This window comes from Inquilinus sp. (genome assembly GCF_039594555.1).
Classification (GTDB): Bacteria; Pseudomonadota; Alphaproteobacteria; order DSM-16000; family Inquilinaceae; genus Inquilinus.
Map to the genome: position 1 here is coordinate 1 of NZ_JBCNNF010000247.1, position 10,413 is coordinate 10,413.

Annotated in this window: 14 protein-coding genes; 1 reads left to right on the top strand and 13 read right to left on the bottom strand. The window is 72.0% G+C overall.

Features of this window, described 5'->3' with window-relative positions; genetic code table 11:
- The coding region (locus ABDW35_RS23390) for an efflux RND transporter permease subunit (RefSeq protein ID WP_343716270.1) at positions 1 to 826 on the bottom strand (826 nt) is incomplete at its 3' end.
- 275 nt (positions 827 to 1,101) lie between these two features.
- Here ABDW35_RS23390 and ABDW35_RS23395 point away from each other — a divergent pair.
- Positions 1,102 to 1,728: a TetR/AcrR family transcriptional regulator gene (locus ABDW35_RS23395; protein ID WP_343716271.1), complete on the top strand. Its 627-nt coding sequence runs from the start codon at positions 1,102 to 1,104 to the stop codon at positions 1,726 to 1,728.
- A gap of 13 nt (positions 1,729 to 1,741) precedes the next feature.
- On the opposite strand, the gene ABDW35_RS23400 is transcribed toward ABDW35_RS23395, so the two are convergent.
- The 12 genes from ABDW35_RS23400 to ABDW35_RS23455 all read right to left on the bottom strand — a co-directional run.
- Positions 1,742 to 2,158, bottom strand: a complete 417-nt coding sequence (locus ABDW35_RS23400; RefSeq protein WP_343716272.1) for a DOPA 4,5-dioxygenase family protein — start codon at positions 2,156 to 2,158, stop codon at positions 1,742 to 1,744.
- A 49-nt stretch (positions 2,159 to 2,207) separates the two neighbouring features.
- Positions 2,208 to 3,215 carry an EscU/YscU/HrcU family type III secretion system export apparatus switch protein gene (locus tag ABDW35_RS23405; RefSeq protein WP_343716273.1) on the bottom strand — a complete coding sequence of 336 codons (1,008 nt, stop codon included), beginning with the start codon at positions 3,213 to 3,215 and terminating at the stop codon, positions 2,208 to 2,210.
- Complete coding sequence (gene sctT / locus ABDW35_RS23410; protein WP_343716274.1) at positions 3,212 to 4,015, bottom strand: type III secretion system export apparatus subunit SctT; 804 nt, start codon at positions 4,013 to 4,015, stop codon at positions 3,212 to 3,214. The genes ABDW35_RS23405 and sctT overlap by 4 nt, the downstream gene beginning before the upstream one ends.
- Entirely contained in the window at positions 4,012 to 4,314 is a 303-nt protein-coding gene (gene sctS / locus ABDW35_RS23415) for a type III secretion system export apparatus subunit SctS (RefSeq protein WP_343716275.1), read from the bottom strand. Before sctS ends, sctT begins: the two co-directional genes overlap by 4 nt.
- A gap of 141 nt (positions 4,315 to 4,455) precedes the next feature.
- Positions 4,456 to 5,109, bottom strand: a complete 654-nt coding sequence (sctR, locus tag ABDW35_RS23420; protein ID WP_343716276.1) for a type III secretion system export apparatus subunit SctR — start codon at positions 5,107 to 5,109, stop codon at positions 4,456 to 4,458.
- Positions 5,102 to 6,178, bottom strand: a complete 1,077-nt coding sequence (sctQ, locus tag ABDW35_RS23425) for a type III secretion system cytoplasmic ring protein SctQ (protein WP_343716277.1) — start codon at positions 6,176 to 6,178, stop codon at positions 5,102 to 5,104. Before sctQ ends, sctR begins: the two co-directional genes overlap by 8 nt.
- Positions 6,175 to 6,672, bottom strand: a complete 498-nt coding sequence (locus ABDW35_RS23430; protein WP_343716278.1) for a YscO family type III secretion system apparatus protein — start codon at positions 6,670 to 6,672, stop codon at positions 6,175 to 6,177. Before ABDW35_RS23430 ends, sctQ begins: the two co-directional genes overlap by 4 nt.
- Positions 6,669 to 8,024 (bottom strand): FliI/YscN family ATPase, encoded by a 1,356-nt coding sequence (locus ABDW35_RS23435; RefSeq protein WP_343716279.1) that lies wholly within the window; start codon positions 8,022 to 8,024, stop codon positions 6,669 to 6,671. The genes ABDW35_RS23430 and ABDW35_RS23435 overlap by 4 nt, the downstream gene beginning before the upstream one ends.
- Positions 8,021 to 8,629 (bottom strand): type III secretion system stator protein SctL, encoded by a 609-nt coding sequence (sctL, locus tag ABDW35_RS23440; protein ID WP_343716280.1) that lies wholly within the window; start codon positions 8,627 to 8,629, stop codon positions 8,021 to 8,023. Before sctL ends, ABDW35_RS23435 begins: the two co-directional genes overlap by 4 nt.
- Positions 8,622 to 9,251 carry a SctK family type III secretion system sorting platform protein gene (locus tag ABDW35_RS23445; protein WP_343716281.1) on the bottom strand — a complete coding sequence of 210 codons (630 nt, stop codon included), beginning with the start codon at positions 9,249 to 9,251 and terminating at the stop codon, positions 8,622 to 8,624. The genes sctL and ABDW35_RS23445 overlap by 8 nt, the downstream gene beginning before the upstream one ends.
- On the bottom strand, positions 9,248 to 10,009 hold the full coding sequence (gene sctJ, locus ABDW35_RS23450) for a type III secretion inner membrane ring lipoprotein SctJ (RefSeq protein WP_343716282.1): 762 nt from the start codon (positions 10,007 to 10,009) through the stop codon (positions 9,248 to 9,250). The genes ABDW35_RS23445 and sctJ overlap by 4 nt, the downstream gene beginning before the upstream one ends.
- A 58-nt stretch (positions 10,010 to 10,067) precedes the next feature.
- Positions 10,068 to 10,413, bottom strand: a 346-nt coding sequence (locus tag ABDW35_RS23455) for a hypothetical protein (protein ID WP_343716283.1), incomplete at its 5' end; no start/stop codon positions are given.

Genomic DNA, 10,413 nt, shown 5'->3' on the forward strand with positions numbered 1-10,413 from the left:
GCAGGGCGCCCAGCTCGATCCGGGCGACGTCACGCAGCCGCACCACCGACCCGGTCGCCGGATCGGCGCGGACGACGATGTCGCCGAACTGGGCCGGGTCGCTCAGGCGGCCCTGGGCATTGACCTGCAGCTCGAAGGCGGTGCCGGCAGGGGCGGGGGACTGGCCGATCTTGCCGGCCGCCACCTGCACGTTCTGCTCGGCCACCGCGTTCTGCACGTCGACGGCGGTGACGCCGAGATTGGCCAGCTTGTCCGGGTCCAGCCAGATGCGCATGGAATAGCGCCGCTCGCCGAAGATCTGGACATTGCCGACGCCGGGCAGGCGCTTGATGGGGTCGACGATCTGCAGATAGGCGTAGTTGCTGAGCTCCACGGGGTCCACGGACCCGTCCGGCGACGTCAGGTCGACGATCAGCACGAAGTTCGGGTTCTGCTTCTGGATCGTGATGCCGCCCTGGTTGACGATCGCCGGCAGCGACGAGGCCGCCTGCGACACCCGGTTCTGCACGTCGACCGCGGCGATGCTCAGCGGATAGCCGACCTGGAAGGTGACGGTGATGTTCGAGGTGCCGTCATTCGACGAGGTCGACGACATGTACATCATGCCTTCGACGCCGTTGATCTGCTGCTCCAGCGGCGTCGTCACCGTGTCGGCCACGACCTGGGCGCTGGCGCCCGGATACTGGGCGCTGACCACCACCTGCGGCGGCGTGATGTCGGGGAATTGCGAGACCGGCAGCAGGAAGTAGGAGATGCCGCCGGCCAGCACCATGATCACCGCGATCGCCGAGGCGAAGATGGGGCGCTGGATGAAGAAGCCGATCATGGCCGGGTCATCCCCCCGGGCAGGCAGCCCCGCACCGCGCCGCCGTCGCGCGCGCCGCAGGAAATCGCCGAGGCCGACCCCAAGGCCATGGTAAACCTCTTGGTTAAGTTAACTTTGTGGTTGATTATCGTTCCGGCGAGCCGTCGTCAAGTCGAGCTTCGGCCCTACACCCGCTGGCTGGGGTCGGATCTTGACCTGATCCTGCTAGGGTGTTACCGGTAAGTAACAGAATAAATGATGCAGTGCAACGATACCGTCAACGGCAACCAGGCGCTATGACGACGATCACACCCCCGCGGCTGGAGGCACCGTCAGGGCCCGGCGCCGAACTCCGGCCCCGCGACCGGATTCTGGGTACGGCCCGGGACCTGTTCCACCGCCACGGCTATCGCGGCGTCGGCGTCGACGCCATCGCCGAGGCGGCCGGCACCAACAAGATGACATTATACCGGCATTTCGGATCGAAGGACGACCTGATCGTCGAATGCCTGAACGGCCTCGCCGAAGAGGCCGATGCGGTCTGGGCAAGGTTCGAGGCGACGCATTCCGGCGACCCGGCGGCGCAGTTGCACGAATGGGTCCGGTTCGGCGCCGAATGCGCGATTTCGGATGCGCGCGGCTGCGACATGGTCAATGCCGCGGTCGAACTGACCGAGCCCGGCCATCCGGCCCGGCGCGTGATCGAGGATTTCAAGACCGCCCAGCGCGACCGCCTGGTGCGGCTGTGCCGCGCCGCCGGCGCCACCCAGGCCGAGCTGCTGGCCGACACGCTGTGGCTGCTGCTGGAAGGCGCCCGGGTGAGCCGGCAGAGCGTCGGTGCCGAAGGCCCCAGCGCCCGCTTCATCCGCATGGCCGAGGCGATCATCGCCGCCTTCCTGCCGCGCGGCCCGGCCTCGCCCTGATCGGGGACTGGTCCTAGGCGGGCCGGTCCGGCTCGGTGTTCGGCTCCAGCGGGCCCTCGGCCTCGTCGTCCTCGGGCAGGACGTCGCCATGCACCGGCAGCGGCGCGCCGATCCAGATCCGGTCGTCCAGATGGTCCCGGCGCGGGTTGCGGGTGTTGGGATGGACCAGGATGCTCAGGCCGCCATGGTTCAGCATCAGCCAGGGCACCAGCGTCGCGAACAGCTCCGCGGCGAAGGAGACTTGGTACATCGCCTGGTCGTGCGGCCCGACCCGGACCTCGTGCCAGCGGCCGAGGCGGACGCGGAAGCGCTCGCCGATCCAGCCGCGCAGCCGCTCGGCCCGGTGGCGGGTCGATGCCGGGTCGAAATAGACATGGGCATGGTAGCTGGCGATTTCCTCAACTCGCCGCGGCGCTGCATCCGATTCCATCGCGTTCTCCCGTTCTCCTCGCCCGAGCTTAGCGCAGGAGGGGGGTGCCTCACACCGCGCCGAGCCGCAGCAGGATCCGGGCCAGGGCGTCGAAATGCTCGTTCGGCACGGCCTCGCCGATCCGGCCCTCGGCGTGCAGCTGCCGGGCCAGCAAGGGCGCCGTCTCCACCGGCACGCCGGCCATGCCGGCCTTGAACGACTTGCCGACCAGCATCGGCACCGGCGTCTCGCCGGCGACGAAGCGGATACCGACGGTGACCTCGCCATCGGTGATGAACAGCGTCGGCACTGTGGAGCGGCCCTCGCCCCGGGCCAGGCCGCGATGCAGCTGCCGCCGGGTGCTGCGGATATGCGGGTCGCCCTCCTGCTCCTTGCGCTCGCGCTTCATCTCGCTGCGGGTCATCCGCTGGTCGCGCAGGAACAGCCAGCGCTGCAGCGCCATGTCGAGCAGGGCGAAGACCAGCAGCACGGCGACGATGCCGATCAGCACCGGCTTCAGCGTCGCCACCAGCACCAGCCCGACGCAGTCGCGGCCGCATTGCGGCGCCACCAGCACCGCCCGCAGCGCGCCGAGGGCGATCACCCCGATCACCCCGATCAGGGTGCAGGCCTTCAGCAGCGCCTTGGCGAACTCGATCAGGTTGCGCAGGCTGAACAGCCGCTGGAAGCCGGCGACCGGGTTGATCTTGTCGCTGCGCGGCACGATCGGGTCCAGCGAGAAGGGAATGCCGCGCAGGAAGCCGACATTGGCGACAATGCTGGCAACCACGATCACCAACACCAGCGGGGCCACGATCCGCGCCGCCAGCGCCAGCAGGGTCGGGATGATGGTGTAGCTCTGGTCGAACGGCTTGGCGGTCAGGGCGATCGGCTCGGTCAGGATGGCGCGAAACGCCTCCATGATCTCCGCCCCCTCGACTGCGAGATACAGGAAGCCGGCGACCAGCGCGACCACGGTGACCAGGTCGCGGCTGTGGGCCACCTGGCCCTTGCGCCGGGCATCCGCCAGCTTCTTCGAGCTGGCCGGTAAGCTCTTGTCCTCGCTGGTCTGGCTCACGGCAGCACCGTACGGGCGAGGTCGAGCACGCCGCGCATCGACCCCAGGCTGTCGTCGAAATAGGGGACCAGGAAGATGGCGTAGATCGGCAGCACCAGCAGCAGCGCGGCGGATTTCACCGACAGCGACAGGTCGAAGACGTTGAGCTGCGGCGCCATGCGGCCGATCACGGCCAGGCCGATATCGGCCAGCAGCATCACGATCACCAGCGGCACGGCCAGCAGCAGGCCCAGCCGGACCACATGGTCCAGCAGGCCCAGCAGCAGGGCCGGCGTCTCGCCGTTGAAGGCCGGCAGTAGCTTGGTGACAGGCCAGATCGCATAGCTGTTGTAGAGCGCCTCGGCCACGATGCCGAGGCCGTTGCCGGCGAAGAACAGCGCCAGCAGCACCAGCACGAACAGCGTGCCGACCGGCGAGGCCTGGCCCGAGGCGTTGGGGTCGATCAGATAGGCGCCGTTGACGCCGCGCTGCATGTCGATCAGCTCGCCCGCCGCCTCGACCGCCCAGAAGGGCAGGCCGAACAGCAGGCCCAGCAGGATGCCGACCACCGCCTCCTTGGCCACCAGCATCAGCACTTGGCCGGGCTGCAGCGGCGTCAGCACCGCCAGCTCCGACGTCACCTGCGACACCATCGGCAGGGCGAGGGCGATGACCACCGCGTTGCGCAGGATGCCGGTCAGGCCGAGCCAGGAGAACACCGGCAGCACCGCGGCCAGGGCGACGGCGCGGGCGATGGCGACCGACAGGGCGGTGAGGTACGGCCCGACCAGCTCGGCCACGAACCGGAAGGATTCGATCATCGGGGCGGCCCAGCATCGGCCGGCATCGTGCCGCGGGTGATGGCGGGGAAGTCGGTGAAGATCCGGTCGGTGTAGCGCACCAGCGGGCTGGCCAGCATCGGGCCCAGCAGCACCAGGGCCAGCACCACGGCGATCACCTTGACCGCCATCGGCAGGGTCTGGTCCTGGATCTGCGTCACCGCCTGCAGCAGGCCGACCAGCAGGCCGACCGCGGCGGCGATCGCCAGCGCCGGCAGCGCCAGCAGCAGGGTCAGGGTCAGCGCCTCCTGCAGCAGATGTGCGATGGTGGCCTGGTTCATGGGTGCTCCCCCGGCGCCGGCAACCCCTCTGTGTCATGCCCGGGCTCGACCCGGGCATCCAGAGTCTGTCGAGACCTTCTGGATTGCCGGGTCAAGCCCGGCAATGACACGAAGGGGGGACGTCCGGACCGCATCGCCGCCTCAGCCGTAGCTCAGGATCAGGCCGTGCAGCAGGCGCGACCAGCCGTCGACCATGACGAACAGGAACAGCTTGAACGGCACCGAGATCGCCAGCGGCGACACCATCATCATGCCCATCGCCATCAGGATCGCCGAGACGATCAGGTCGATGACGATGAAGGGCAGGTACAGGAGGAAGCCGATCTCGAAGGCCCGCGTCAGCTCCGAGATGACGAAGGACGGGACCAGGATCACCAAGTCGTTCGGCGTGGCCGCGGCGCTGGCCTCCGCCGGCCAGACCCGGGACGTGGCCGACAGCAGGAATTCGCGCTCCGCCGGGTCGGTGAAGCGCATCAGATAGGCGCGCACCGGCTCCACCGCCGACTGCATCACCGCCTGCCAGTCCTGGATGCTGCGCAGCCGCAGCGCCGGGTCGCTGACCCGGGCATAGACCTCCGCGATCACCGGGCTGGTGATGTAGATCGTCAGCATCAGGGCGATGCCGTACAGCACCATGTTCGGCGGCGTCTGCTGGATGCCGAGCGCGTTGCGCAGCAGCAGCATGACCACCGAGATCTTCAGGAACGCGGTTAGGGTGACGACCAGGAACGGGATCAGCCCGACGATGGTGACGATGCCGAGAAGCGGCAGGACGTCCGGCTGCGCCTCATTCATCGCCGAACAGCCGCACCACGCGCACGCCCAGCTCGTTCTCGATCCGCACGATCTCGCCGCGGCCGATGCGCCGGCCGTTGGCGACGATGTCGACCGCCTCGCCCGGGTCGCGGCCCAGCGGGATGACCGCGCCGGGAGCCAAGCCCTGCACCGCCGCCAGCGGCAGCTCGCTGCGGCCCAGCTCGAACACCAGCGTCACCGGGAGCTCATCCAGCCGCTCCGCCGGCGGCGTCGCGGCATCGCTGTCGGGATCGGCCATCCATCCTCCTCCATCCTGCAGGGCCAGGGGCCGCCGCGGCCCCGTGATCGTGACCGCGCCGCGCTCGTGCTGCGCCGTGTGCGACCAGCGCTCGCCATAGACCACCAGCGCCTCGCCGGCCCGGCAGGCGACATCGGGAAAGACGACGTCGCCGGGCTCGATCCCGCGCAGCTCGGCCAGGGACAGGCGCACCGCGCCGATGCGGACGGCCATCGGCACCGGCAGCCCCGCGGCCGGCGCGGGCCGGGATGGCGCGGCCTCGATCAGCCGCCTCAGGGCGGGGCGGGCGGCCTCGTCGGCGGCGAGGGGCAGCGCCGTCTCGGCGAAGCCGTGGCGGACAGTCACGGCGCAGCGGAAGGCGGCCGCGAAGCCCGGCATGGAGATGCCGACGCTCTCGATCGCGATCGGCGCCCCGGCCGCCGCCTCCAGCGCCGGCAGCAGGTCGGCGGCCACGGCCTCGAGCAGCAGTCCCGCCAGCTCCGGCTCCAGCTCGGCCACGGGAACGCGGGCCGCCTCCGCCAGCGCCTGCTCGACCAGCAGCGCCGGCACCTGCAGCACCAGGCGGCCGCGGCCGAGGCGCAGGGCGATGGCGACGCCGTCCGCCTCGGGCAGGGAGAGCGTTGGAATGACGGCGAGCGGCGCCTCGATCTCCAACCCGCCGATGCGGACCGGAACGGCCGTGCAGCGCCGGGCCACGGCATTGGCGTCGCCGGCCTGCTCGCGGGTCAGGGCCGGCGGGTCGAAGGGGCGGATGGCGAGACCGGAGGCCTGTGGATCCGCCGCGCGGATCCGGGGCGCGGCGGCGGTCATGACCGGCCTCCGCCTGGAGCGAGGCTGGCCTCGTCCTCGGCCGCGACATCGTCGCGGATCTCGGCGGCCTTGCGCCGGGCCAGGCCGCGGCGCTCGGCCAGCCGGTCCAGCCGGTCGGCATCCCGCCGCCGCTGCTTCCAGGCCTCGCGCGCGGCGTCGGTGTCGCTCTCGGCCCGGCTGGTCTCGGCCCGGCGCTCCCGCACCGCGGCGTCCTGGCGCCGGGACCCGGCGGCGAGCTCCGAGATGCGGTCGCCCAACCGTTCCAGCGCGTCGGCCGCGGCCGGCTGCTCCAGCGCGGCGGTGTAGAGCCGGTCCTCCTGCGCCGCGCGCTGCGCCTCATAGGCGTCGCGGTCGGCCTCGGCCTGGCGTTCCCGTGTCTCGGCGGCGGTCAGGGCGGCGCGCTCCTGCCCCAGCGTCTCGATCGCCAGCCGCTCGCGATCGCGCCGCAGCTTGCGCAGCCGGTCGAGGGCGTCGGGTTTGGAACGCAGGCTCATCGGCTCAGCCGCTCCAGCTGCTCGCGGGTCTGGGCGAAGGTCGAGGCCTCCTCGAAATCCTGCTGCAGGAAGCGGCGGATGTCGCCGATCTTGGCCACCGCCTCGTCGGCCAGCGCGTCGGCGCCGGCCCGGTACTCGCCGACCTGCAGCAGCAGCTCGATGTCGTTGTGCTTGGCCATCAGCCGGCGCATCTGCACCGCGGCCCGGCGATGGCCGCTGTCGATCACCGCCTCCATCACCCGGCTGCGGCTGGCCAGCACGTCGATCGCCGGGAAATGCCCGGCGCTGGCCAGGGCCTGCGACAGCACGATGTGCCCGTCCAGCAGGCCGCGGGTCTCGTCGGCGATCGGATCGGTCTCGGCGTCGCCCTCCACCAGCACGGTGTAGAAGCCGGTGATCGACCCGGTCGCCGCCGGCCCGGCGCGTTCCAGCAGGCGCGGCAGCATGGCGAAGAAGGAGGGCGGGAAGCCGCGCCGCGTCGGCGGCTCGCCGGCGGCCAGGCCGATCTCGCGCACGGCGCGGGCGAAACGGGTGACGCTGTCCATCAGCAGGGCGACGCGCATCCCCTGGTCGCGGAAATACTCGGCGATGGCGGTGGCGACGAAGGCCGCCTTGACCCGCTCGATCGCCGGCCGGTCGGAGGTGGCGGTGACGATCACCGCCCGGCGCAGCGCCTCCGGCCCCAGATGCCGGTCGATGAACTCGCGCACCTCGCGGCCGCGCTCGCCGATCAGGCCGATGACGATGGCGTCGGCATCGGCGCCCTTGACGATCTGCGCCAGCAGCGAGGATTTGCCGGTGCCCGGCGACCCGTAGATGCCGATGCGCTGGCCCTCGCCGCAGGTCAGCAGGCCGTCGATGGCGCGGATGCCCAGCGGCAGCGGCCGGCTGATCAGCGGCCGCAGCAGCGCCGGCGGCGCCTCGGCATGCAGCGGATAGGTGCCGTCGGTGTCCAGCGGCCCGCGCTCGGCGGTATCCAGCGGCCGGCCCAGGCTGTCCAGCACCCGGCCCAGCAAGGCGGGGCCGACGCCCAGCCGCAGGGCGCGGCCGGTCGGGATCGCCTCGGTCCGGGTCGACAGGCCCTGCAGGCTGCCGATCGGGGTCAGCACGGCGGCGCCGTCGACCAGCCCGACCACCTCCGCCAGGATGCTGTGGCCGGTCTGCGGGTCGCGCAGCTCGCAGATCTCGCCCAGCCGCGCGTCGTTGATCTCGGCATGGACGGTGACGCCGATCGCCTTGACCACCCGGCCCTTGACCGGGCGCGGATCGGCCTCCTCCAGCCGCCGGCGCAGCGCCTGCAGCGGGTCGGCCCGCAGCTGCAGGCCGGGGCGGGGCAGGGCGTCCGGGCTCATGCCTTCTCGCCCGGGCCGGTGCGGCGCAGCGCGTCGCGCAGGGCGCGCAGCTGGGCGTCGATGCCCAGCTCGACATGGCCGTATTTGGTCACCATCACGCAGGTATCGGCGGCCAGGCCGGGATCGGATTCCACCGTCACCCGCCGGCCGATATCGGCCAGCGCCGGATCGGCCAGCCGGCCGCGCAGCACCTCGACCATGTCCGGCGCCACCCGCAGCGTCGCCGCATGGTCCAGCCGGGCCTGGCGCAGCGCGTGGTCGACCGCCTGCAGCAGCAGGTCGTGCCGGTCGAAGCGGCCGAGGATGCGTTCGATCGTGTCCTGCACCAGGTCGGCCAGGGTCTGGTCCAGCCCGGCCAGATAGCGGTCGATCTGCAGCCCGGTCGTCGCCAGCAGGGCGGCGGCCTCCTCGCGGGCATTGGCCAGGCCCTCGGCATGGCCGCGCTCGCGCTCGGCGGCGAAGGCGGCATCGGCCCCGGCCCGCAGCCGCCCGGCATGGGCCTCGGCCTCGGCCACGTATTGCTGCGCGCTCCGCCACTGGCCCAGCGTCTCGGCCTTCACGACCGGGCCGCTGCGGCGGAAAGCCGGGCGGGCGGACTCAGCCATGGGGCGCCACCGCGCGGGCGGCGGCCGCGAACAGGGCGGCGGCGCGGGGCCGCTCGGCCGGGGGCACGCCGCCTCCCGGCCAGCGCTCCGGCGCCAGCCGCAGCCGCATCCGCTCGCCGATCGCCGGGCCGGCCTCGCCGCACCAGGCCGCGAGGCACAGCAGCCCGGCGCGGTCGATCGCCTCCTCGGCCGGCATCGCCTCCAGCCCGGCCAGCGCCGGGCCCGGCCCCTTGTGGCCGAGGCCGAAGGCGTAGGCATCGGCGCCGATCCGGCCGGTGACGCGGCGGATATCGGCGCCGAGGACGATGGTGCGCAGCCGCGCCGCCAGCGCCGCGGCGCCGGCGTGCCGGACGGCACGGTCGAGATCGGCCGGCGACAGGCCGGCGATGCGGGCGACGTCCTCCCGCCAGGAAGCGGCGTCGCAAGGCGCGAGGCCGAGGCGCCGGCGCAGCAGCTCCGACAGGCGGGGCTGCAGCCGCGGCGTGTCGAGCAGGCGCAGCGCCGCTGCCTCCGGCAGGCCCGGGAAGGCCCGGCCGAGCTGCGCCGGATGGGCGTGCCGCGCCACCGCCCGGTCGAAGCGGCGCAGCGCCAGCCGGTCCGCCATCTCCGGCGACATGGTCATTCCGCCGCTTGCGGGGCCGCGCCGCGGCGGCGCCAGACTCGCCAGCCGACGGTGCCGGCGGCGGCGACCACGGCCACGGCGACCAGGGCCAGCAGCCCCTGCAGCCAGGGGGCGCTGGAGCGGTGCACCCAGAAGCCGGCGACATTGGTCAGCGGGTCTGTGACCGGCGGCATCGCCGCCTCCGGGTCCGTCGGCAGGAACACGACCGAGACGTTCTCGTACAGCAGGCCCTTGATGCCGTTGGCGACCAGCATCTTGATCTCGGGTGTCAGCTTCGACAGGTCGACATCGGCGCGGTGGCGGATGACCACTGAGGCGGAGGAGGGGGTGGAGGCGACCTTCAGCCCCTCGCTGTCCGGCAGCACGACGTGGACGCGGGCGGAATAGACCCCATCGATCTCGGAGATCGTGCTCGACAGCTCCTGGCTCAGCGCATAGATCAGCCGCGCCTGCTCCTCGACCGGAGACGAGACCAGCCCCTCGCCCTTGAACAGGTCCGGGATCTTGGCATAGCGCTCACGCGGATAGCCGTTGCGGCGCAGCACGTCGACCGCGTCGGCGAAGCGATCCTCCTCCACCGAGACGACCAGGCCGCGATCCTTGGTGATCTCGCGCTCGGCCGGGATGCCCTGGTGCAGCAGGATCGCCACCATCTCGTTGGCCTCGCGCTCCTCCAGGTTGCTGTACAGCTCCACCTTGCAGGCGGCGAGCAGCAGCAGCGCGGCGAACGCGAAGGGCTTGACCCAGGATTTGAGCAATTCCGGTCGACCTTTCTGAGAACCTGTCCAAGCCCGCCGGGAAAGGCCGGCGCCGCGGTCAGCCGCGCAGCAGGGTTTCCGGAACGTTGCCCAACTGCCGGGCGGTGGTGGTGACCAGGGTGGTCCGCAGCATGCCGTTGTTGAATTCCTGCGTCGCCGCCCGCATCTCGCGCATCTGGCCCTTGAAGTCGACCTCCGGCGCCGCCTGCTGCGCCGGCGCGGCGGCGGGGCCCGGCTGCAGGCCGGGCTTGGCCGCGCCCGGCGTGGTCAGCGACGCCGTCCGCGTCGCCGGGGCGGGCTCCGGCGCGTCCAGCTTGGCGCCCAGGGCCATGGTGTCCTTGTGGAACCGCTGCAGCGAGTTGAGCAGCTGGTCGCCCATCGCCGCCGGGTTGGCCAGCAGCTTG